The organism is Flavobacterium johnsoniae, assembly GCF_001879205.1.
Classification (GTDB): Bacteria; Bacteroidota; Bacteroidia; order Flavobacteriales; family Flavobacteriaceae; genus Flavobacterium; species Flavobacterium johnsoniae_A.
In genome coordinates, this window is the sequence record NZ_MLFK01000010.1 from 12802 (window position 1) to 35603 (window position 22802).

Here is a 22802-nt window from a genome sequence, read left to right on the forward strand (position 1 = left end):
GTTTTTTACATTGATACACTAATTCCTGCCATGCACCTGCCTGTTCCTTGCTCATGGTCATAAGCAGGCATAATCCATACCGTTGCTTTTAGTTTTGTAATGGTATATCTAAAATTTGGCCCCAGACCATGATATCGCCAATCCATGATACCCAAACTGCTATTCGCAGAAAATTCATAGAATACGTTTACCTTATACAAATAATTATCTGCACCTCTTCCCTTCTCAATTAAGGCAAGAAAACTCAAGGTTTTGTTATTTAACGCAATACTAAAAGAGTATCTAGGTGACTTCTGTCCATGTTCAATACCAGCACTGGCAGAAATAGTAATTTTTTCTATTGGAGAATAAGAGAGTCCTATTAAAGCCTGCCCCCATTTTTCCCTTGTCAGACCAAAAAACGTTAGTGCAAATTGATCATTTATTTTTCTGCTTCCAAAATAGTCTATTATGGGTTCAACTGAACCATCACTATTAAACTTAGAATATTGCTCGAGCTGTGCTTGTGCCAGCATTGGAAATACAGCAAAAGAAATAAACAAAAAGCTTTTTTTATTACAGCTCACAATATTTATACTTCTTAGAGAAAGCGTACAAATTGTTGTTTTTAAAACATTAAGAAGTAATACTGCTGCATTTAAATTTTTCATTTGTGGTATATCTGTGATCAAAGCAAAAGTAATGTCACAATCTTCCGGACGCAGACCCCAGCTGAAAGAAATCGGCTAACCCAGCGGATTTTAAGAACCTGTTTCAATAATAAACTTTGTACATTGGTTGAATTCATTTTGTACCTTTACGAGAAAATATTTTAAATCAAAATGCTTACTCCATTACAGAAATATCTGGTTGAAAAAATAACACTCTCTGAAGAAGAATTACTATTGATTGATTCTGTATCAATACTAAAAAAGATAAGGAAAAAGCAATTTCTGTTTGAGGCAGGAGAAGTATGGAAATACAATGCATTTGTTTGCCGCGGTCTGGTCAAAACATTCTCTGTTGATAAGAATGGAAAAGAACATATTATTAATTTTTCTCCGGAAAACTACTGGTTTGGAGACCGGGACAGTTTAACAAATAATACTCCTTCAAAATTTAATATTGACGCAATCGAAGATTCGGAAATCATATTAATCAAAAAAGAAGATTTTGAAATGCTTTGCCATAAGATTCCCAGTTTAAACAATTTAGTAAATACCATTTTACAAAAGAGTTTTGTGGTTTCTCAAAAACGCATCCATGACAGCATAAGTCTAGCTGCAGAAGAAAAGTATCAAAACTTTTTAGACTCCCATCCTTCCCTAATAAACCGCATTCCCCAGCATATGATTGGGGCTTATCTCGGAATAACGCCGGAAACCATAACCCGTATCCGTCGTAATTCTAATAAGTGATTTTCAGCTGTTTTTCCTTGACATTTGTCTGCTTTTTTTTCAAACAAATGTCAAGAAAATTTAATGCCCTCCTTATAGAACTTTGTATTGTTAAATTATAAATCATTACACAATGACAAAGACAATTTTTATTACCGGAACCAGTACCGGATTCGGGAAACTAACCGCCATAACACTATCTAAAGCAGGACATAATGTAATTGCAGGTATGCGTGCCGTAAATGGCAAAAATGACTTGGCGGCCAAAGAACTTTCTTCCTACCCAAATATCGATGTTGTAGAAATAGATGTTACTGATGATCTTTCGGTTCAAACTGCATTTGAAAAAGTACTTCATAAATACGGCAGTATAGATGTGTTGGTAAATAATGCCGGACTAGCAGGTTTCGGATTAGTTGAAGCTTTTTCAATCGATCAGATTAAGAACTTTTTTGAAGTAAATTTCTATGGAATCATTCGCACTTATCAGGCAGTGCTTCCTTCTATGAGAAAGGCAAAGAGCGGTTTGGTTATCAATCTTACTTCGGGCGCGAGTGGTCATTCTCTTCCTTTTATGGGTCCCTATCTTGCTTCTAAATTTAGTGTAGAGGCAATTACTGAGTCTCTTCAGGATGAACTAAAACAATTTGATATTGAAAACGTAACCATTCAGCCGGGCGTTTATCCTACCGAAATGAATAATGGAGTAAAAACGGGCAATAATGCAGATAAACCGCAAGTTGCAAAAGAGTATGATCCCATTGCAAGTGAAATGTTTGCTGCTATTGGCGCAGGATTATTTGGAAAAATGGAGCAGTTTAATATGGATCCGCAAACAATTGCTGATGGGATATTAGAACTAATTAATATGCAGGATGGCACAAGACCGCTGCGTTTTCCTCTGGATGCCATTGCAGAAGGTACGGATATCGCTTTTATAAACTCAAGAGCCGAGCATAAAGCCTTATGGCTTACTAAATATACGAGCTAAAGGCTTAGGGTAAATAAGCCAGTAAATAATATAAAACGCCTCCAATAGTGAGGCGTTTTTTTGTTTAAAATCTATGTGTGGTTACTATTTATAAAACTGTAATTCAAATAAAAACGCTTCAATTTAACACCCTAAACTGTATTTTATCATTATATTTTTAATTAAATTTACGTAGCAATTCTCAATAAATATCGTATGGAAATAAATTATTCGGAATTAGTTTCCATTAAAAATGTAAGTGTCCAAAGGATAGAAGACGCTGCAGTATCCTCATTCTTGGATACCCTTTCAATAGAAGAACCTCTTGAAATAAGAATAACTTACGGATCTAAAACAGAGCGGGTCGAGAAAAATATTTCGGTTACAATGCGCACTCCGGGCCATGATATTGAACTCGCTGCCGGCTTTTTGTTTACCGAGGGAATTATTACTTCTTTTGAAGATGTAAAGGATGCTTACCACGTAAAAATGAATTGTTTGTCACAAAAACAAAACATTGTTCAGGTTGATCTTAAGGAGAATTTCAGCCCAAATCTTATGCAGACAGACCGGAATTTCTATACTACTTCAAGCTGCGGTGTGTGCGGAAAAAGCTCCATTCAGTCTATAAAAACGGTTAGTTCTTTTGGCCATTTGTTAAAACCTTCGGTTAGGATTGAGGCATCTGTATTTTATCAGCTTCCTCAAAAATTAAGAATGGCTCAAAGTGACTTTGCCGCTACAGGCGGTCTTCATGCATCTGGACTTTTTGATAATAAAGGAGAATTGATTCTTTTAAGTGAAGATGTAGGAAGACACAATGCATTAGACAAATTAATAGGCCAGTCTTTTATTAATAAATCACTGCCGTTAAATGAGCATATTTTACTCCTTAGCGGAAGAGCCAGTTTTGAACTGATTCAAAAAGCTGCAATGGCCGGCATTTCTACTATCGCTTCTATTGGCGCTCCTTCTAGTCTTGCTGTTGAGCTTGCATTAGAATTCAATATAACACTTTTGGGATTTCTCAAAGAAAACAAATTTAATATATACAGCAGCTCAGAGCAAACCGTGATTATTACGGCCTGAAATAAATTATTCTGATACCGTAACTCAATACAAATTAAACCAAAATGTAATGAAGGAAGATCAACAAAAAGTAACAGCTGATTTAACAAATAAATTACCTGATCCGGAAAATCCATACAAACTTTCAGAACTTAAGCTGACAAAAGTAGAAAAATGGGCTGCCGGCGTACCTGCGGTAATAGCAGCGGTAAGTGATCTTATTGAAGATAAAACAGTTTTTAGAGGCGGTAAAGCTCTGTTTAAAATGAACCAAATGGGAGGTTTTGACTGCTCAAGCTGCGCCTGGCCAGATCCTGATGATGATCGGTCTCCCTTGGGCGAATATTGTGAAAATGGAGCTAAAGCTTTAGCTGAAGAAGCCACAACCAAAAAAGTTACTGCTGCTTTTTTTAAAGAAAACTCCGTATATAGTCTTTCAAAACTAGACGATTACCAAATTGGAAAAATGGGAAGGCTGACTGAACCAATGTATTTGCCTATTGGCGGTACTCATTATCAGCCCATAAGCTGGGATGATGCTTTCAAAAAAATTGCGGTTCACTTAAATTCACTCGAATCTCCCAATGAAGCGGCTTTTTATACTTCCGGAAGAACAAGTAATGAGGCTTCCTTTCTTTATCAGCTTTTTGCTAAAGAATTCGGGACCAATAATATGCCTGATTGTTCTAATATGTGTCATGAAACATCCGGAACAGCTTTAAAAACGACTATTGGTATAGGAAAAGGAACTGTCACACTAGAGGATTTTTACGATACGGATGTAATTGTAATAATAGGACAAAACCCGGGAACCAATGCACCACGAATGCTGAGTGCATTAGAAAAAGGCAAAAAAAACGGAGCCAAAATTATTGCTATTAATCCTTTGCCCGAAGCTGGTTTAATGGGATTCCATAATCCGCAGGCAATAAAAGGCATAATAGGCTCAGGCGGTAAACTTACCGACCTTTTTCTTCCCATAAAAATAAATGGCGATATGGCACTGCTAAAAGCCATTGAACTTTTATTGATTGAATTTGAAAACAAAAACCCGGGAAAAGTTTTCGATCATGAATTCATCAAAGAAAAAACAACCGGTTTTGAAAATTTTAATAAACAGTTTGAAAATGCAGATCTGGACAACCTTGCCTTTCTCTCTGGAGTTCCTAAAGATTTAATTATTGAAGCTGCAGAGATACTGGCCTTTAAAAAAAGAATTATTGTCTGCTGGGGAATGGGCCTTACACAACAGCCTAATGGTGTTGACATGATTAGAGAGATTGTCAATATTTTATTGATAAAAGGAAGTATCGGCAAACCCGGAGCCGGTGTATGTCCTGTTAGAGGACACAGCAATGTCCAGGGAAACAGAACCATGCTTATAGACGAGAAACCTACAAATGAGCAATTAGACCGTCTGCAGGCTTATTTTGGCTTTAATCCCCCAAGAAATCACGGTTATGATGTGGTTGGCACTATAAAAGCCATACACGATGAAAAAGTAAAATTTCTGTTTTGCATGGGTGGTAATTTTCTATCGGCCGCACCCGATACCAAGTATACTGCAGAGGCATTCAGAAAATTGAAACTTCTGGTGTGCGTATCAACAAAACTAAACAGAGGACATTTAATACACGGAAAAGAATCAATTATACTTCCTACCCTTTCCAGAAGTGATATGGATATCGTCAACAACGAAGTACAAATTATCAGTACAGAAAATTCTATGGGAGTAGTTCAGTCTTCAAAAGGCGTGCTTAAACCCATATCAGATCAATTGATAAACGAAACACAAATTGTCTGCCGTATGGCCATGGCTGTGCTGGCAGATAAATCGATTATTAATTGGCAGCGGTACCACGACAGTTATGATGCCGTAAGAGAAGCTATTGAAAATTGCATTCCGGGTTTTGAAAACTATAATGTCAGAGTCAGAGAAAAAGGTGGTTTTTATCTGCCAAATGCCCCTCGTCATGGCAAATTTACTGCTAAAGAATCAGCAGATCGTGCTTCGTTTACCATAACTGAAATTCCGGATAATGAATTGGCCCCAGACGAATATATGATGGCAACCACACGTACTCATGACCAGTTTAACACCACTATTTACGGTCTTGACGATCGATATAGAGGTATTAAAAATGAACGAAGAGTAATTTTCATGAATCAAAATGATATCGATAAAGCAGGATTTAAATCCGGAGAAAAAGTAGATTTATTTAACTATGATGACGGCATCGAAAGAATTGCACCTTTATTTATTATCGTTTCCTATCAAATACCGGAGCGAAATACGGTTACCTATTTTCCGGAAACCAATGTTCTGGTTTCAGTAAATAATGTGGTCAAAGAAAGTAATATGCCGGCATCTAAATATGTAAAAATAAAAGTACGAAAACACGATCCTGCTATTTATGAAAAGATAAACCTACTATGATTTTAAACTTTCGCTGTTTATTTTGAAAAAAGAAAAGAATATAAAACTTCATTCCTTAATCTAGATTAATCGATAAGTCTTTTCTTCCCTTATAAATTTGTACCAGAAATCTAATTCAAAAAAACAAATCAAAACTTAGACATTATAACAATATCAAATTAGGACATCCTAAATTTATTAATCTAAAACCAAAAAAGATGAGTACAATTACAGTAAAAGACGGAACAGAAATTTATTATAAAGATTGGGGAACAGGACAACCTATTGTTTTTCATCATGGCTGGCCTTTATCCGGCGACGATTGGGATGCTCAAATGATGTTTTTCCTAAAACAAGGATACAGAGTTATTGCCCATGACAGACGCGGACATGGCCGTTCTGGGCAAAGTTCAGAAGGAAACAACATGGAAACTTATGCATCAGATGTTGCTGAATTGACCGAAGCACTAAATTTAAAAGATGCAATACATATTGGCCATTCTACCGGCGGCGGTGAAGTAATTCGATATGCGGCAAAATATGGAAAAGACCGCGTTGCAAAAGCAGTAATAATTAGTGCCGTAACACCAATAATGATTAAAAATGAAGCCAATCCGGATGGTGTTCCGTTATCCGTTTTTGATGAAATCAGACAAGGCACAGGATTTAACAGAGCACAATATTTCTATGATTTCCCTATTCCTTTTTACGGATGGAACCGCGAAGGAAAAACAGTTCAGGAAGGGATTAAGCACAATTGGTGGCGTCAGGGAATGATGGGTTCTGTGCTTGCTCATTATGAAGGAATAAAAGCTTTCTCTGAATCAGATTTTACAGAAGATCTTAAAAGTTTAGATATTCCGGTTCTTGTGCTTCATGGCGAGGATGACCAGATAGTACCTTACAATCAGGCACCAAAAGCAGCTAAACTGTTAAAAAATGGAAAACTAATTTCGTATCCGGGATTTCCTCATGGTATGCCAACTACAGAAGCCGAAACTATTAATAAGGATATTTTAGAATTTATTAAAGCGTAATTAGAAACAACAGATTGTTTTTTAAAATAGAAAACCTCCAAAGTCAAATGATTTTGGAGGTTTTTGAGTTTAAGTCAAAAGACCTATTTGTATTGTTCAATATAGTTTTTGAATAACTGCTTATTTTATATCAAACCATAGTTTGGTAGTAAGCAGGTCTTTTCCCTGAACAGCTATTGCGGCCTGATAACTAGTTCCGTTTAAGGACTGTTCTGTACCCGGGTAAAAGAAACGTGAAGGTATTTTTCCGTCTAAAACCGTAGCCGGACCTGCTGTTAATACCGGATAGTCAAGTCTTCTCCATTCTGTAAAAGCATCAAGACCTTGTCCAAAGAAGGCAATCCATTTTTGTGTACCTATCGATTTAGCATAATTTGCCGCATCATACTTCACAGAAGCCTGATTAAGATAATTAGAAATAACCGTTGCATTGGTAATTCCAAATTGATTGAATGATGCCGTAATTGCATCTTTATATAATTGTTCTGCATCTCCAGCAATATAACCACGCGCTGCTGCTTCTGACAAATTAAACAATACTTCAGAATACGAAACAATTACCGCAGGTGAAGCCGATGTCAGGAAGTAAGTACCCGGTTTAGATGTTTTAGCAAAACCTTGGCTATTAGCATCACTATTTGATAATCCGTTAGCACCGCCAACATATTTACCCACACTGGCATCTGATGGTAACTGTGCATAAACTGGTAAACGAGGATCTGTTAGTTCAGTTAATTTGTCAACCATTGTTTTTGAAATACGGAAATCGTCACGAGTTTCAAACCAAGCCGAAGCCGGATTTTGTTGAGGTGAACTGGTATAAGTAAACTTAAAAGTATCATTGTTACTGGCCAGTACCCCCGCTGCATCACTTGTTGCATCAATTGCGGCTTGTTTTGCCAAAGCCGGTTCTCTGTCTGAAATTCTCAAAGCAATACGTAAACGAAGTGAGTTTACCAGTCTTTTCCATTTCAAAATATCTCCCTTATAAGATAAGTCACCAGTTACAGCACCATTTCCTACACCTAACAAATCCTGAGCATTTTTCAAATCTTCCAGTAATCCTGTATATACTTCTTTTTGTGTATTATATGCCGGAGTTACTTTTAAGCCTGCCTCTTTATAAGGAATGCTTCCGTAAGCATCAGTCAGTAATAAAAATGTCCAAGAACGAAGCGTTAATGCAATCCCTTTATAATTTGAATTGGCCTGGTCAGCAGGAAAATTCAAAATGGTGTTCAAATCTGTAATTAAAGTTGCATATCCTGTATTCCACAAAGAAGTGAAAGACGTATTCGACACATCATATCTGTCCGGTTCTGTATATTGGATTTTAGCCCAATGCTGTACAAATAACAAAGATGAATTAAAGTTATTTACATCTCCCCAGTATAAGTCAGCACTCTGCTTTAATGTTCCTGTTAACAGGTACGGTGCCAATGGTGTTTCAGTTGCATTTGGATTTTTATTAATTTCATCCAGGGTATCGCTGCATGAAGTCAGCGACACTGCAAATAGCGTTATATAGGCTAGTTTTTTTAGCATGATTCTGTGTTTTAAAATTTAATATTTAAATTAAGACTGAAATTTCTTGTTGTTGGCAAAGCTAAACTCTCCAACCCTTGCGCATTTCCAGTATTGAAAGCTGTTTCAGGATCGATATTTGGTGCATCTTTATAAATAAAGAACAGGTTACGACCTACTGCAGTTATACTGGCTCCTTCTAATCCTAATCTTTTTGCAAATGACTTATTGAAATTATAAGCCAGTTTAATTTCTCTCATTTTTACAAAAGTTGAGCTGTAAATGTAAGCTTCACTAATGTTGTAAGAGGCTTTGTAATACTCTTGTGCACTTAGTACTGTATTATTTGGTGTTCCATCAGCATATACTCCTTTAAAGATCATTCCATCATCATATATTACGGCACCACCCGGAGCTGTTCCGCCTGTAACTAAAGTTTTTGTAGTACCATCTAAGTAGTAACTTAATCCGCCATTCTCTGCCCCGCGTCCCGGAAGCGTCTGAGCTAATACACCTGTATAATTACCCGTTCTGTTTGTTCCTGAGAAAATTTCTCCACCTACGCTTGCATCAACAAGGAACGAAAGTTCAATATTTTTATAAGTCAGGGTGTTGGTAACACCAGCTAAGTAATCAGGAGTATAATGTCCTAATACTTTCTTTTGCGGATCTGCTTTTGGTAATCCGTTTGCACCCACTACTATATTGCCGCTTGCATCACGCTGATAAGCTGTTCCGTAAAGTGCTCCGTAAGCCTGTCCAACAGATGCTAATACATCAACACCTCCCGAAGAACCAATGGTGTAATTCTGAATCTGTTTATCGTAGTCAAGAATCTTTACTTCGCTTATATTCTTTGAGTAATTTGCACCCACATTCCATCTGAAATCTTTAGTTTGAATAGGAGTTCCATCCAGTTGGATTTCGATACCGCGGTTGTTTATCTTACCTGCATTGATCAGTTGAGAATTATAGCCGCTTGAAGCTGTTGTTTTTATTTCCAGAATCTGATCAAAACTATTCGTGTTATAATAAGCAGCATCAAAATGAAGTCTGTTTTTCCAGAAAGAAGCCTCAAGACCAACTTCCGTAGAACGAGTTGTTTCTGGTTTCAGGTTCTCATTAAGTTTCTTTTGAGAAGAAGTCTGGATTGGATTTCCGTCGAATGCAGTTTGAAAATTATAAACCGTAGACAATTGATATGGATCTGCATCATTACCAACTTCAGACCATCCGCCGCGAATCTTTAAGAAATCCAGTGTATTGCTTTTCAAATTGAAAGCTTCAGATAATATTAAACTTCCATTGATAGATGGATAAAAATAAGAACGGTTATTGCTTGGCAGTGTAGATGACCAGTCGTTACGCGCTGTTAGGTTCAGGTAAGCATAATTTTTATATCCAAATTGTGCAGAAGCATAAGCACTGTATACTCTTAATCTTGATAATATGTTTGATGACGTTAGCGGATCACGTGAATTAGTCAGTGTGTACAAATCAGGTACAGCCAAACGTGGCGCTTTTTGATAGTTGTTTGCATCGCTGTGATTACGGATATTGAATCCGGCAAGAGCATCCACACTAAAATCATCATTTAGTTTTTTAGTGTAAGTAAAAATACCTTCTGTATTTTGTTCATTTACAGTATAAGCATCTTCGGCATAAGAACCAAAAGGAGTTCCGTTTGTACCATATTTAATTTCGTATTTTCTACGATCATTATAATAGTCAACTCCTGTGCGGAATTTAAAATTAAGACCTTCAGCAAGTTTTGCATCTAAGTGAATATCCCCTATTAAACGATTACGCTGCTGGCTGGTTGTATTATAATAAGCATTCCAATACGGGTTGCTGTAATAACTGTTATTCCAGTTAACATTTCTATTATTTCTAAGTTCATTGATATCTACCTGACGTCCGAACCAAAGAAACTGAAGCATTACACCCGCAGCACGGTTACCAGACGGTCCTCCTGGCAAAGCCGGAGCATCTGTAACAATATAGTTGGCATTTACCCCTACTTTTATACCTTTAGATATTTGATAATTTGTATTAACCGTAAAGTTTGTTTTGTTTACTTCACTGTTAGGAACTGTTCCTGTTTGTTTTTGATTGTTTACTCCGATACGGAAATCTGATTTTTCATCTGATTTGGCTACGGAAATACTATTATCATACGTTAGACCTGTGTTGAAAAAGTCCTTCACATTATTTGGGTGAGCTACGAAAGGTACTGCCTGTCCATTTGAATAAAATTGAGGAATAAGACGGCCATCCAATCTTGGTCCCCAGCTTTCATCAACACCATCATTAACACCTCCACCTTTACCATCTACAAAACTGAATTTTCCGTTTGATCCTTGTCCGTATGAATTCTGGAAACTAGGCAATGTAGCAACTTGAGAGATTGTTATACCTGTATTAAAAGTTATTCCCAATCCTTTTTGATTTTTTCCTGATTTTGTAGTAATAAGAACAACACCATGCGCTGCACGTGATCCGTATAGGGCAGCGGCATTTGGTCCTTTCAGCACCGTTAAGGTTTCAATATCCTGAGGATTTAAATCGGCAATTGCATTTTTGAAATCACGAGTAGCTCCACCAACGCTTCCTAACTGAGAGTTATCTACCGGAACACCGTCTACCACAAATAACGGCTGGTTATTTCCGGCAATAGAAGTTTCACCACGAATAATAATACGAGAAGATCCCATATCACCCTGAGAATTGGTAATACGCACTCCGGCAAGTTTACCGCTCAAACTATTTAAAAAGTTCGTTTCTTTTGTATCAGATAACTCCCTGCCTTTTAGTGCCTGAGTAGTATAACCTAAAGATTTCTTTTCTTTAGAAATACCTAATGCAGTAACAACTACTTCTGACAATGCATTTTGTTCCTGAGTAAGACTAATTACAACTGAATTTCCGTTAGCTACAACTTCTGTTCTTTTATAACCCAAAAAACTTACTACCAGCGTGTAAGGGAATTTTTGTCCTGTTTGGAAAAAAAACTTCCCGTCGAAATCTGTTATAACACCATGTGTAGTACCTTTTATGTTTATCGAAGCACCAATAATAGGTTCTTTTGTAGCGGCATCTATTACTGTTCCTTCTAGTTTCGACTGGATTAACGGTTTGGTTTCCTGAGCACTAACCCCTATGGAAATCAAGAAAATACATAACCATGCGTATCTATTTAATTTTTTTTTCATTACTTTTTTTTAGTTTAATAAATAAGGTGAACCGAAGACAGATTTGCGTCACTCCCGCTTCCCTTATAGAGATGTACAATTTCTTTAAGCTTCGCCATTTCTGCCGGGACAGAAATGTTTTTTATCTGCTACACATTCGTTTTTTCATTTTTATTTTTTTTTTGATTACTATTATTAAAATTGATTTTTTACAAGATTTTAATTCCAAACTTTAAAATGCCTTCTATTCAAAAAATTTGCATGAATTGGAGATTACAACATTTTTAACAGAGGTGGTTCATTAAATTTAAATTGTTAAATGATTCTGTCTGTTCAAAAATAAAATGTCTCTAAAAGTCATAAGTCCTTTTATTTCCTGATATATTTTTAAATTCTACTAATTTGATAGAACAAAAGTATATTAAAAATATTTACCCAAAAAGTTTATTCGTTTTTTTTGCAAAAAAAAAGTTAAATAAATTTTTAGTAAACTTTTAAACTACTACAAACAAGACAGTTAATAGTTTTTATATTTTTGGAGTCATGTAAGAATTTTTCTAAACGGAAAGAAATAAATTAGAAAAAGACATCCATTTTTTACTTCATTATTAACAGAAGAAATCAAATTATCGCCAATTTATGACAATGAAATGATCGTTTATTGCAAGAAAGCTGCTATTCTTTCAGTAAAAAGATTTCAAAAAAAATAGAGAAAAAAATCAAGGGAAATTCCTCCTGACTTATTCTCTATTTTTGTTAAATTAAGATAATTTAAGAGTGCCGTTCAAAACAGCATAATCCTGGTTTTATTTCGCACAATTAAGCTGTAAAACATTCGCATTTAATGGCTGCTCGATTTTTCTTTCGAGTTTTTCATTGTTCACCGTTATATAAACTTCCATTGAACCCGTACCTACTTTTAAAGCCAGAATATGTCCGCCGTAAGCATCAAATTTTTCGTCTGTTGCAACTCCATGAATATGCAAAGATGGTTTTCCTTCGTTCCATGCAATAGAACCCGTTAAACTTCCCATTTCAACTTTATTGAATGTCTTTGGATTAAATTTCTTTTGGCTGAAATCATAAAAACCAAAAGTGACTTCCTGCGCAAAACCAATTCCGGTAAAGTTTGCCGAAGGAATCTTTTGTTCATTTGCCAGGTTTTCGATTAAGGCCAAAACATTATCTCCTTCACGAAGAACCATTAAATAACCATAAGTTGTTTTCGTATAACGGCATTTTTGGCTGTCATCTTTCTGCTGGGCATTTGCAAAACTTACAATCAGGCAAAGCGCTACTGCTGATATTATTTTTCTTGATAGTAAAAACATAGTATTGAATTTAAGTTTAAAGTATTACAATGGTTTTAATGAAGCATCCAACCATAAAAGCAATCCTAAAATTACGTGTATTTTTTCGTATTTTTGTATAAATTCAATCCTATCACATGAAACGTTCCGGCACAGCAGATCTTCCCTTGCATTATGGGCATGTTCCATTATGGCTGGCCGAACGCATGTCTAAACTGGGTTTTGCCATTGTAGAAACGATTGCAATGGAATTTTCTACTTCAGAGGTGATCAGCAAACTAAGTAATCCTTTCTGGTTTCAAAGCTTTGGCGCCGTAATGGGAATGGACTGGCATTCATCCGGAATTACAACTTCGGTACTTGGTGCATTAAAAAAATCCGTAAATCCGCATTCGAAAGAACTCGGGATTTATATCTGCGGCGGAAAAGGAAAACATTCGATGCTGACACCACAGGAACTTTTGTTTGTAGGCGAAAAAACAGGGCTTGACGGCATCAATCTTGCAAACTGCAGCAGACTTACAGCTAAGGTAGATAATACGGCCATTCAGGACGGATTTCAATTGTATCAGCATAATTTTATTGTTGATAATAAAGGTCAATGGGCGGTTATTCAGCAGGGAATGAATCCAAATTCTAAAACTGCCAGAAGATATCATTGGCATTCGCAGGATTTAAAATCTTTTGTAGAAGAACCTCATACCTTTATTTATGGCGAAAATCAAGGTGCAATTTTAAACCTTACGGCCCAGACAGCAGCAAAATCAAGAGAAGGAATTTTAGAATTAACAAAAGAATCTCCGGTTAAAATCATAAAGGAGATGCAGCATCTTTCAATGCCCGCTCATCATGATGTGAGGATGGAAGATGTTAATATGAAAAGACTCGGTGCCATGCTTTGGGCCACTCATGAAAACAAACCGGAAGATTTTGAAGAACTGCTACTTTTAAAAGGAATGGGACCAAGAGCTTTGCAGTCATTAGCATTGGTAAGCGAAGTAATTTACGGCACTCCTACCCGATTTGAAGATCCTGCACGTTTTTCATTTGCTCACGGAGGAAAAGACGGACATCCGTTTCCTGTTCCGGTAAAGATCTACGATGAAACAATTAATACTTTGCAAAAAGCCATAAATCGTGCTAAAATTGGGAACAATGATAAAATAGAAGCTATTCGCAAATTATCTGAGATTTCGAGAAAAGCAGAAGAAAGCTTTACCCCCAATTCTAACTTTGATGCCTTAGTTCAAAGAGAACGGGATGAATCGCATAAATATGGAGGCAGAACTGTTTTTGGTGATGCCAAACCTCCTAAAAAGAAATCTATAAATCCGGGAAATCAACTCGAGTTATTTTAAATTATCAAGATCAAATAAAAAAGCCTCAAATTGTACGGTTTGAGACAATTATAAAACAATAACACGGATTGCACTAATGGTCACTAATTCGTTCGTGAAATACTATTTCACTATTGAATTTTGTCCAAATTCGTGGAATCCGTGTTACAATTAATTTTTAATATTGGTTCACACAATAACTCAATTTTAATGTTCATGAAGCTTTTATTTCTTTTCTTCATTATTTAATTTATCATCAAAATCGGGTTTTTTACCTTTAAATTTGTGTGTATCAACATCATAATTTTCATCGTTTGTTAAAACTTCATCGTGATCTTGATATTGATGTTTTCTCGTGTCGCTTCGATTATCTGAACCGCTTTTTTTAGCGTTATTCGGATTTTGATTATTTGTTTTCATGTTCTGCAGTTTTAAGTTTTAATAAAATTACTCAAAAGACCAGCAGAAAGGCTTATATAATCGTTTATAAAAGTTATAAAATTTAAGCCAGTAAATTTAAAGCATCAGCAGTTCGTACAGCTTCAATAGAATTATTTACATTTAGTTTTTCCAGAATATTCTGTCTGTGCCTGTTTACAGTATTGATACTTATATTTAACTGATCGGCTATTACTTTACTGATTTCGCCTTTACTAATAAGTATCAGAATTTCTTTTTCGCGCGATGTCAGCAGCAATCTGCAATTTACATACGTATCCACATAAATGCTTTCTCCGGTTTTGGTATTGATAATCTTTCCATCAATTCCTGTTACTGCCGTATGTTTTTCAAATAAATAATTGTAGAGACAAACAGCCAGCCACAAGCCTCCCTCTGAACTGTTTTTAAGATAAAAACTGCGATGCAGAATACGCTGATATTCCTTTTTATTGTTTAAGGTTCTGATTTTGCATTTCGTTGCATAATTCAATCTTTCTTCCGGCTCTAGTGTTTTTAAGAAATTAAAAAATTCCAATTCCAAAAGATGTCTTTCAAAAAGATCCTCCGGATGAATACGCTGATAAATATCTTCTTCCCAAATAGAATCGATTGTTAAGTATCCGGAAGTATCCATTTCAAAAAAACTTCCAAAATCACCGGTAAAAATATAGCTTTTATTGTCGGCAAGATCAGACAACACTGCAACGGAGTGATCTATTTTGACGTACTCTTTCATGGTTTGAACAGCCTCCTGCAGTGCTTCCCTGCGCTTATCAGGACTGTCAATGGATTCAAAAGAAAATTGATCTTCTAATTTCGAAATAGGATTCATAACCTTAATTCTTTTATTTTCTCTATAATAGGAATTACTATTGGGACTGCTAAAAATAGACAAAAAATTCGTCTCCACGCAAAATGGTTATAAATAACTATTGCTGTAAAAATAACGAATCGCCTACTTTGTAAATTATTAATAAAATTCAAATTTAAGAAATCATGAAAAAATTGCACTTCGTTTTAATCTTTATTGGCATTATGGCAGTAAAAGGAAATGCTCAAAAGTTAAATGCAATGCACTGGCTTAATGAGCCGTCTGAGTGGGAAATAAAAGACAACAAACTTACTATGCAGGTAACACCCCAGTCTGATTACTGGAATAAGAGTCATTACGGATTTACTGTATACGACGGACCGTTTTTATATACAGAAAGAAGCGGTGAATTTGAAGCTGTTGTAAAAATGACCGGTGTTTATAAAACCAGATTTGACCAGGTATGCCTAATGCTGCGAATAGATGAAAACAATTATATTAAAACTGGAGTTGAATATGTAGAAGGTGTTTATAATATAAGTACGGTTCACACCATCGATAAAAGTTCATGGAGCGTAATGGGCTTAAAGGAAAAACCTAAAAATGTCTGGATGAAAGCCGTACGCCGATTAGATGCAGTAGAAATATTTTATTCTATTGATGGAATTAATTATACGATGACAAATACAGTATACTTTCCGGAGCATAAAACGGTACAGGTGGGTATGATGGCAGCAAGTCCGGATGGAAAAGGTTTCACTGCTGTTTTTGAAGATTTTAAAATTACGCATCTACCGGATCAAAGACGCTTAGAATGGCTGAAAAACAATCAATAATTTTTTTAGTGTAACATTTACAGCTGTTTAGAGTCTATTCTATTGTAGCACAGACAACTATCATTAACGCACCGCAAATAAAACCAAACCATGAGCACAAAATTTTTATTATATCTCGTATTAACAATTCTTGCACTTTGCCAAAAAGCTTTCTGCCAGCAAAACGAAGACCGCTTAATTCATGAAACAATAAAAACCGAAACGATCAAATTTGAATGCGGCCCGTTGACATTAGAATATTAACTTAAAAAATCTGATTTTCAAACCAATTGCCTTGCTGCATAAGCTTTTTTACTGCAAGGCAATGTTTAAAAACACCAATCATGAACAGCAAACACTTAATGTATAGTTTGACGAGAATGACTTATACGTTTCAGAAAAAAATTAAAATAATACGAGATAAAGATCGATTTCTAAATGCTTTAATTAAAAGCAATGGAAACCATAACGTCTTAGATCTCGGAGCACAAATTGGACTTGACGAGAACGCTACTATGGAAATTATTGCCCAGCTTCTTGCTGAATTTAAAATAGAATATGCCGTAAATGGTGCTTGTGATTACAGTTTAATAAGAAGAAAGAGTCAGATTAAAAAAGCAAATAGGTCAAAAAAGGGTCAAAAAGCAACTCTAATTTAATCTCTTAACATTGTTTTTTTGTTAACTACCGCAAAAAAGCCCTATCTTACAAAATCAAAAAATGCTGATTTTTCAAGACGTTGGAGAGGCATAGGTTAAATTTTAAATTAGAATAAATGAAACAATTACTTCAGTGGACCATCATCATTCCGGCATTATCCTGGATTCTTTTCTTTAGCGGACTTATAGAAGGCAGCAGTATATTTCAAATTGCGGCAAGTATTTTATTAATTTTGAGTGTAATGTCGGCCGTACATCATTCAGAAATCATAGCAGAAAGAGTTGGTGAACCCTACGGAACCATTATTCTGGCTATCTCAATAACCGTGATCGAAGTCTCCATTATTATATCCTTAATGATGTCAGATGGCCCGGAAGCAGTTTCTCTTGCCAGAGATACCGTTTATGCCGCCACAATGCTTATTCTTAACGGAATTATCGGTTTGTGTCTTTTAATTGGCGGGTTAAAACATTATGAACAAAATTTTTCTCCTTCCTCCGTTACCATTGGTTTGGTTTCCCTGGTTTCTATCATAGTATTTACTCTAGTGTTTCCTACTTTTACAGAAAGCGTTTCGGGATCTTATTATTCAGTACCACAGCTTTTTTTTGCTTCTATTGCCTGTATTGTTATTTATTCATCATTTTTATTTGCGCAGACCAGCAGATACCGCCAATATTTTCTAACCGTTGGGGATGATGAAAATGAAGATGTTGTCGAGCCTATCATAATTAACAATAAAACATTTTATACAAGCCTCGTTTTCCTGATCGTTAGTTTAGGGATTGTGGTATTATTAGCCAAAACGCTTTCTCCAACAATAGAAAGCATAATTGTGAGCTACAGTCTTCCAAAAAGTTTAGTTGGAGTGGTAATAGCCATCATTATTTTATTGCCGGAAGCCATTGCCGCTATAATCGCCGCAAGAAAAAACAGGCTGCAGACCAGTATTAATTTAGCCCTGGGTTCTGCTTTGGCAAGTATTGGTTTAACCATTCCGAGTGTTGCCGCAGTTTGTATTATGATGGATATGCCAATTATCCTTGGACTTGATATAAAATCGATCGTTTTGCTGGCTTTATCTGTATTTACCGTAATGCTCTCACTGAGTAAAGGAAAATCTAATATTGTATATGGAGTTGTTCTTCTTGTTAATCTGTTTGCATTTATATTCCTAATGATATATCCTTGATGTCCTAATATTATTCTTATTTTTGCACTTTATTTCCCCCAATAAAATGAATATCGCAGAACAGCCCCTACCACACAACGAATTAGAACGCCTTGCCGCTTTAAAACGTTATAATATACTTGACACACTTCCAGAAGATGCTTTTGATGATGCCACTAAACTTGTCTCTTATATATGTTCTGTGCCTATCGCCCATATTTCATTTATTGATGAGAACAGACAATGGTTTAAATCTGAAATAGGAATAGGAGTATCAGAAGTTCCGAGAGAAATCAGTTTCTGCCAGTATACCATTCTAGAATCTGAAATGGTGGAAATAAACGATACTTTTTTAAGCGAGAGATTTAAAAATGATCCTAATGTTACAGGCGGTTTAAAAGTCAGGTTCTACGCCGGAGTACCGCTTACTACACCAGATGGTTACAATATTGGAACCATTTGTGCAATCGACCACGTTTCTAAAGAACTGAACGAAAACCAGCGCAATGCCCTTTCGATTGTCGCAAAGCACATTATGAATCAGCTTGAACTGGGAACAAAAAATATCGAACTGGCCGCTCAGAAAAAAATTGCAGAACGTGCGGTATTGGCAAAAGATAGTTTTTTGGCTAATATGAGCCACGAGATCCGAACGCCCTTAAACGCTATTATTGGATTTACAGACCTATTGGCCCAAACAAAATTAGATGCAGCGCAGCGTGATTATGTTGACAGCGTGCAAATTGCCGAGGAAAATCTGCTTTTGATCATTAATGATATTCTGGATCTTTCTAAAATCGAATCCGGCAATCTGACTATTGAGGCACAGCCATTCAATTTAAAAAATACACTCAAACACATTTACGATTTATTAAAAGTAAAAGTTCCTGCAGGAGTTGAATTTAACTTATTTCTTGATGCTGATATGCCTGAAATGGTAATTGGAGATCAGGGAAGATTAAACCAAATACTGGTTAACCTTACCGGAAACGCGCTTAAATTTACTGAAGAAGGCGAAGTAACGGTTTCTGTAAAAAAGACCCATGAAACAGAAAGTGACTATTCGCTGAGGTTCTCTGTTAAAGATACCGGTATTGGTATTGAGGAAGATAAATTAATGGCCATTTTTGAAAGATTTACGCAAGCAGAAGAAAGTACAACCCGAAAATTTGGCGGGACTGGCCTTGGTCTTAATATTGTAAAACAATTAATAGAACTACAGGATTCTGAAATTCATGTAAAAAGCAAACAAGGAAGAGGTTCTGAATTTTTCTTCGTGCTTACTTATAAAAAAACAGATCATATTGAAACAGCAGCAGAACCCTTATTGCCCATAAACATTGATAAACTTAAAATACTGCTTTGCGAAGACAATCTTTTAAACCAGAAACTGGTAAAGAATGTTATCGATAATTTTGGTTTTGAATTAGACATTGCCGGAAATGGTGAAGAAGGAATAGAATTATTATTAAAAAACGAATACGATCTTATACTAATGGATCTTCAAATGCCTCTTAGAGATGGGTATCAAACTACATATTCTATTAGAAATGAATTAAAGCTTACCATTCCTATTATAGCCATGACCGCTCACTCTCTTGTTGGTGAGCAGGAACGTTGTTTTAAAGAAGGTATGAATGCTTACATTCCGAAGCCATTTAAACAGGCCGCTCTCTTAGAAGCCATCAGAAAAGTAACCAGCAAGAACATTCCGGTTGAAACAAATTCAAAAATAAATCTTTCATTTTTAGATGAAGTATCAGGCGGTGACAGCAGCTTTAAACAAGATATGATTAGCCTCTTTATCGAAAAAATTCCAACTGAAGTGATTCAGTTAGCCGAAGCATTCAACAATAACGACCATGATACGATAATGAGACTTTCTCATAATATGAAATCCAGTTTTGACATCTTTATGCTCAAAGACCAGAGTCATTATTTATCTACTATTGAAAAAGAAGCCAAATTACAGCAGTACAGCCCTCAAACCTTAGAAAGAATAAACAACCTGCATGCTGAAATGGCTGAAGTCATTAAAACTTTAAAAGAATTATAAAAAAACGGCCGGGTCACATACCGGCCGTTTTTTGTTTAGGATCATAAAGCATTGCCGTACACAAACAATTTTTTCTTTCTTTACTCAATAATATGGGGCAATTGACACACGATTTGCAATTCTCCCAAAAAGCTTCATCAGAAGTGAGTTCTGAATAGGTTACGGGTTCAAAGCCCAATTCGTGGTTCATTTTCATTACTGCCAGACCACTTGTCAAACTAAATATTTTGGCCTCCGGATATTTTTGACGGCTTAATTCGAATATTTTCCTTTTAATTCTTTTTGCAAGTCCGGTATGTCTAAACTGAGGTGCTACGATCAATCCGGAATTGGAAACAAATTGGTTATTATCCCAGGAAGATATAAATGAAAATCCTGCCCAGGTTCCATCTGTGGCAAAAGCAATAACAGCTTCACCTTTTTTTATTTTTTCCTTGAGCAGTTCAGGAGATCCTCCGGAGATTCCTGTTCCTCTTGCTATGGCAGATGATAAGGTAACTTCGCAAATTTCTTTTATCCAAAAAACATGATTAACATTAGTCGTTTCAATCGTAAAATCAGGAAAGTCTTCTGCAGATTGAGTGTTTACAGATAAGTTTGTTTTATTTTGAAATGGAGCAGGAGAAGCCCGTGCTACAAGTCATTTTGTGGGTTTACCGGACGAACAAATTCATTTTATGGAACTTCCTTTTTATGAAACCGGAGCAATTGAGAAAAAACCTTTAGGCAAAGAAGATATTCAGCTGACAATGGATTTGATCGAAAAAGTGAAACCACATCAAATTTACGCCGCAGGAGATTTGGCCGATCCGCACGGAACGCACAAAGTTTGCCTTGATGCTATTTTTGAGGCTGTAAAAACTTTAAAACCAAAATCTTTTATGAATGACTGCTGGGTTTGGCTTTACCGAGGCGCGTGGAAGGAATGGGGAATTGACGAAGTCGAAATGGCAGTGCCAATGAGCCCGGATCAGGTTTTGGCAAAACGCCACGGAATTTTCAAACATCAATCGCAGAAAGACGGTGTTGTTTTTCAGGGAACTGATGCCAGAGAATTTTGGCAGAGAGCCGAAGATCGAAACAGTGAAACAGCTCAATTATACAATCAGCTTGGTTTAGCACATTATGCTGCTATGGAAGCGTTTGTACGATGGGAGTTTTAATTTAAAACCCCAGCGGGGTGAAATTTTTATAGAATTACAACAAGACAATTAAAAAAGCTCCGGAGGAGCGACATATATAAAAACCGTTGAAAAAATATGCCGCTCCTCCGGAGCTTTATGTTGTAAACATTTATGCTTTGCTATAACTATTTTGCTTCTCTGAAGCTTACAAAAAAGCTGTCTTTTTGAGACAGCTTTTTTATTATTTTTTTATTAATCATCCCCTCCGTTCATAAAAGTCATTAAAAGCGTGTAAGCATTTTTAATCACAATTTTTGAAGATGTATTATTAACTGAGAATTGTATTATCTTATCAAGCATAATTTATTTGAAATTTTAAAAATAAATGCAATGCTGCCAAAACTCCCTGCGTTACATTTGGGTTTTGCCTTACAACAAAAGCAAAAGAAAAATTGCGTATAATTACTGAGGTTCAACTCGTTTTCTTTTTTTAATTTCACCTAAAATAAACCTTGTTTTTATCCTGACTCGGAACAACAAACCAAAAACAACAACCAAAAAATAGAAATCATGCCTTGGAATATCCTTGAAAACTTATGGAAACGTGCTCTACAGCCTTCAGGCCCCCAAGATGCGCCTGTAACTCAAAACTGGGATCTGGAAATTAAAACTTTGTATCAGCTGGGTATTGGTATGGAAGATACTTTGCAGTTTTTATATTTTGAAAAACCTGATTTCGAAACTTTCAAAAACTGGATTAACAACAGAAAGCAGCACAATACTACAGATAAAGAAGATGATATAGGTGATGTTTTATCTGAAAAAGATCTTGAATTCTGGAATGAGAACGGTTATATTGTAGTAAAAAATGCGATTTCAAAAGCGGATTGCGAAGCGACGCAAAAGGCAATTTGGGAGTATTTAAAAATGGATCCCAACAAAAAAGAAACCTGGTACAAAAGACATGAAAACCAAAAAGGACTGATGCTTAACTTCTCTGATCATGAAACGTTAAACAAAAACCGATTTTCGCCCAGAATAAAAAAAGCTTACGAACAGCTTTATAAAACAACGAATATCTATAAAACGATCGATAAAGTAAGTTTTAATCCACCCGAAACGGAGGATTTTACTTTCCTGGGAAGCAAACTTCACTGGGATGCCAGCTTAAAACAGCCTATGCCTTTTGCGCTTCAGGGTCTGCTCTATCTAACAGACTGCGGGCCGGACGATGGTGCTTTTCATTGCGTTGCCGGATTTCATAATAAAATAAGTAATTGGATAGAAAATCTTGCACCAAATGAAAACCCGAGAGATAAAGCAGTTGAAACCTTAAAAGCACAACCTATTCTGGGTAATGCAGGCGATTTTATTATATGGAATAATGCATTGCCGCATTGTGCTACGCCAAATAAAGGTGAAACACCAAGAATGGTGCAATACCTTACCTATTTGCCCAACAAACATGATGCTTCCGGAGAATGGATCTGATTTT

At 36.0% G+C, this 22802-nt stretch carries 20 protein-coding genes and 1 pseudogene; 14 read left to right on the top strand and 7 right to left on the bottom strand.

The features are described from left to right. Window positions 1-5: 5 nt before the first annotated feature. On the bottom strand, window positions 6-650 hold the full coding sequence (locus tag BKM63_RS19135) for a hypothetical protein (RefSeq protein WP_071638189.1): 645 nt from the start codon (window positions 648-650) through the stop codon (window positions 6-8). A gap of 171 nt (window positions 651-821) precedes the next feature. Between BKM63_RS19135 and BKM63_RS19140 the strand changes: the two genes are divergently transcribed. From BKM63_RS19140 to BKM63_RS19160, 5 genes are all read left to right on the top strand, one after another. Further along, a complete protein-coding gene (locus tag BKM63_RS19140) occupies window positions 822-1397 on the top strand; it encodes a Crp/Fnr family transcriptional regulator (RefSeq protein ID WP_071638190.1) in 576 nt (191 codons plus the stop codon). 112 nt (window positions 1398-1509) lie between these two features. Continuing rightward, a complete protein-coding gene (locus BKM63_RS19145; protein WP_071638191.1) occupies window positions 1510-2367 on the top strand; it encodes an SDR family oxidoreductase in 858 nt (285 codons plus the stop codon). Between the two features lie 195 nt (window positions 2368-2562). Then, a complete protein-coding gene (gene fdhD / locus BKM63_RS19150) occupies window positions 2563-3435 on the top strand; it encodes a formate dehydrogenase accessory sulfurtransferase FdhD (RefSeq protein WP_071638192.1) in 873 nt (290 codons plus the stop codon). A 49-nt stretch (window positions 3436-3484) separates the two neighbouring features. Further along, entirely contained in the window at window positions 3485-5851 is a 2367-nt protein-coding gene (locus tag BKM63_RS19155; protein WP_071638193.1) for an FdhF/YdeP family oxidoreductase, read from the top strand. A gap of 197 nt (window positions 5852-6048) precedes the next feature. After that, window positions 6049-6867 carry an alpha/beta fold hydrolase gene (locus BKM63_RS19160; RefSeq protein ID WP_071638194.1) on the top strand — a complete coding sequence of 273 codons (819 nt, stop codon included), beginning with the start codon at window positions 6049-6051 and terminating at the stop codon, window positions 6865-6867. Window positions 6868-6987: 120 nt separating this feature from the next. Here the strand turns inward: BKM63_RS19160 and BKM63_RS19165 are convergent, their stop codons facing one another. The 3 genes from BKM63_RS19165 to BKM63_RS19175 all read right to left on the bottom strand — a co-directional run bounded on the left by BKM63_RS19165 (window position 6988) and on the right by BKM63_RS19175 (window position 12913). Beyond that, window positions 6988-8412 carry a SusD/RagB family nutrient-binding outer membrane lipoprotein gene (locus tag BKM63_RS19165; RefSeq protein WP_071638195.1) on the bottom strand — a complete coding sequence of 475 codons (1425 nt, stop codon included), beginning with the start codon at window positions 8410-8412 and terminating at the stop codon, window positions 6988-6990. Between the two features lie 11 nt (window positions 8413-8423). Further along, a complete protein-coding gene (locus tag BKM63_RS19170) occupies window positions 8424-11603 on the bottom strand; it encodes a SusC/RagA family TonB-linked outer membrane protein (protein ID WP_071638196.1) in 3180 nt (1059 codons plus the stop codon). Window positions 11604-12388: 785 nt separating this feature from the next. Then, the gene (locus BKM63_RS19175) at window positions 12389-12913 is read right to left on the bottom strand and encodes a PPC domain-containing DNA-binding protein (protein ID WP_071638197.1); all 525 of its coding nucleotides are present in this window, start codon (window positions 12911-12913) and stop codon (window positions 12389-12391) included. A 116-nt stretch (window positions 12914-13029) separates the two neighbouring features. On the opposite strand from BKM63_RS19175, the gene BKM63_RS19180 reads away from it, so the two are divergent. After that, window positions 13030-14250, top strand: a complete 1221-nt coding sequence (locus tag BKM63_RS19180) for a DUF763 domain-containing protein (protein ID WP_071638198.1) — start codon at window positions 13030-13032, stop codon at window positions 14248-14250. Between the two features lie 204 nt (window positions 14251-14454). Here the strand turns inward: BKM63_RS19180 and BKM63_RS19185 are convergent, their stop codons facing one another. Then, window positions 14455-14649: a hypothetical protein gene (locus BKM63_RS19185; RefSeq protein ID WP_071638199.1), complete on the bottom strand. Its 195-nt coding sequence runs from the start codon at window positions 14647-14649 to the stop codon at window positions 14455-14457. Window positions 14650-14731: 82 nt separating this feature from the next. Continuing rightward, on the bottom strand, window positions 14732-15502 hold the full coding sequence (locus BKM63_RS19190; RefSeq protein WP_071638200.1) for a response regulator transcription factor: 771 nt from the start codon (window positions 15500-15502) through the stop codon (window positions 14732-14734). A 164-nt stretch (window positions 15503-15666) separates the two neighbouring features. On the opposite strand from BKM63_RS19190, the gene BKM63_RS19195 reads away from it, so the two are divergent. The 5 genes from BKM63_RS19195 to BKM63_RS19210 all read left to right on the top strand — a co-directional run bounded on the left by BKM63_RS19195 (window position 15667) and on the right by BKM63_RS19210 (window position 20183). Then, window positions 15667-16317 carry a DUF1349 domain-containing protein gene (locus tag BKM63_RS19195; protein ID WP_071638201.1) on the top strand — a complete coding sequence of 217 codons (651 nt, stop codon included), beginning with the start codon at window positions 15667-15669 and terminating at the stop codon, window positions 16315-16317. A gap of 90 nt (window positions 16318-16407) precedes the next feature. Beyond that, window positions 16408-16560 carry a hypothetical protein gene (locus BKM63_RS23695; protein WP_165608789.1) on the top strand — a complete coding sequence of 51 codons (153 nt, stop codon included), beginning with the start codon at window positions 16408-16410 and terminating at the stop codon, window positions 16558-16560. A gap of 80 nt (window positions 16561-16640) precedes the next feature. Continuing rightward, window positions 16641-16955 (top strand): hypothetical protein, encoded by a 315-nt coding sequence (locus BKM63_RS19200; RefSeq protein WP_207539279.1) that lies wholly within the window; start codon window positions 16641-16643, stop codon window positions 16953-16955. A gap of 116 nt (window positions 16956-17071) precedes the next feature. Continuing rightward, on the top strand, window positions 17072-18148 hold the full coding sequence (locus tag BKM63_RS19205) for a calcium:proton antiporter (RefSeq protein ID WP_071638202.1): 1077 nt from the start codon (window positions 17072-17074) through the stop codon (window positions 18146-18148). Window positions 18149-18194: 46 nt separating this feature from the next. After that, window positions 18195-20183 (top strand): ATP-binding protein, encoded by a 1989-nt coding sequence (locus BKM63_RS19210; RefSeq protein ID WP_071638203.1) that lies wholly within the window; start codon window positions 18195-18197, stop codon window positions 20181-20183. Window positions 20184-20196: 13 nt separating this feature from the next. Here BKM63_RS19210 and BKM63_RS24120 read toward each other — a convergent pair whose 3' ends face one another. Then, on the bottom strand, window positions 20197-20505 hold the full coding sequence (locus BKM63_RS24120; RefSeq protein WP_431733028.1) for a hypothetical protein: 309 nt from the start codon (window positions 20503-20505) through the stop codon (window positions 20197-20199). A gap of 7 nt (window positions 20506-20512) precedes the next feature. Here BKM63_RS24120 and BKM63_RS24125 point away from each other — a divergent pair, with 7 nt between their 5' ends. The 3 genes and pseudogenes from BKM63_RS24125 to BKM63_RS19225 all read left to right on the top strand — a co-directional run bounded on the left by BKM63_RS24125 (window position 20513) and on the right by BKM63_RS19225 (window position 22798). Then, entirely contained in the window at window positions 20513-20713 is a 201-nt protein-coding gene (locus tag BKM63_RS24125; protein WP_431733029.1) for a hypothetical protein, read from the top strand. 90 nt (window positions 20714-20803) lie between these two features. Then, window positions 20804-21346, top strand: a pseudogene (locus BKM63_RS19220) (glucosamine-6-phosphate deaminase); the annotation flags it as partial. A gap of 531 nt (window positions 21347-21877) precedes the next feature. Next, entirely contained in the window at window positions 21878-22798 is a 921-nt protein-coding gene (locus BKM63_RS19225; protein ID WP_071638204.1) for a phytanoyl-CoA dioxygenase family protein, read from the top strand. Window positions 22799-22802: the final 4 nt, after the last annotated feature.

Coding starts and splice junctions, on each gene's coding strand:
- BKM63_RS19170 (WP_071638196.1), bottom strand. CDS start 11,603: ATGAAAAAAAAATTAAATAGATACGCATGGTTATGTATTTTCTTGATT.
- BKM63_RS19225 (WP_071638204.1), top strand. CDS start 21,878: ATGCCTTGGAATATCCTTGAAAACTTATGGAAACGTGCTCTACAGCCT.
- BKM63_RS19160 (WP_071638194.1), top strand. CDS start 6,049: ATGAGTACAATTACAGTAAAAGACGGAACAGAAATTTATTATAAAGAT.
- BKM63_RS19210 (WP_071638203.1), top strand. CDS start 18,195: ATGAATATCGCAGAACAGCCCCTACCACACAACGAATTAGAACGCCTT.
- fdhD (WP_071638192.1), top strand. CDS start 2,563: ATGGAAATAAATTATTCGGAATTAGTTTCCATTAAAAATGTAAGTGTC.
- BKM63_RS19190 (WP_071638200.1), bottom strand. CDS start 15,502: ATGAATCCTATTTCGAAATTAGAAGATCAATTTTCTTTTGAATCCATT.
- BKM63_RS19155 (WP_071638193.1), top strand. CDS start 3,485: ATGAAGGAAGATCAACAAAAAGTAACAGCTGATTTAACAAATAAATTA.
- BKM63_RS23695 (WP_165608789.1), top strand. CDS start 16,408: ATGAGCACAAAATTTTTATTATATCTCGTATTAACAATTCTTGCACTT.
- BKM63_RS19135 (WP_071638189.1), bottom strand. CDS start 650: ATGAAAAATTTAAATGCAGCAGTATTACTTCTTAATGTTTTAAAAACA.
- BKM63_RS19175 (WP_071638197.1), bottom strand. CDS start 12,913: ATGTTTTTACTATCAAGAAAAATAATATCAGCAGTAGCGCTTTGCCTG.
- BKM63_RS19140 (WP_071638190.1), top strand. CDS start 822: ATGCTTACTCCATTACAGAAATATCTGGTTGAAAAAATAACACTCTCT.
- BKM63_RS19165 (WP_071638195.1), bottom strand. CDS start 8,412: ATGCTAAAAAAACTAGCCTATATAACGCTATTTGCAGTGTCGCTGACT.
- BKM63_RS19180 (WP_071638198.1), top strand. CDS start 13,030: ATGAAACGTTCCGGCACAGCAGATCTTCCCTTGCATTATGGGCATGTT.
- BKM63_RS19185 (WP_071638199.1), bottom strand. CDS start 14,649: ATGAAAACAAATAATCAAAATCCGAATAACGCTAAAAAAAGCGGTTCA.
- BKM63_RS19195 (WP_071638201.1), top strand. CDS start 15,667: ATGAAAAAATTGCACTTCGTTTTAATCTTTATTGGCATTATGGCAGTA.
- BKM63_RS19205 (WP_071638202.1), top strand. CDS start 17,072: ATGAAACAATTACTTCAGTGGACCATCATCATTCCGGCATTATCCTGG.
- BKM63_RS19145 (WP_071638191.1), top strand. CDS start 1,510: ATGACAAAGACAATTTTTATTACCGGAACCAGTACCGGATTCGGGAAA.
- BKM63_RS19200 (WP_207539279.1), top strand. CDS start 16,641: ATGAACAGCAAACACTTAATGTATAGTTTGACGAGAATGACTTATACG.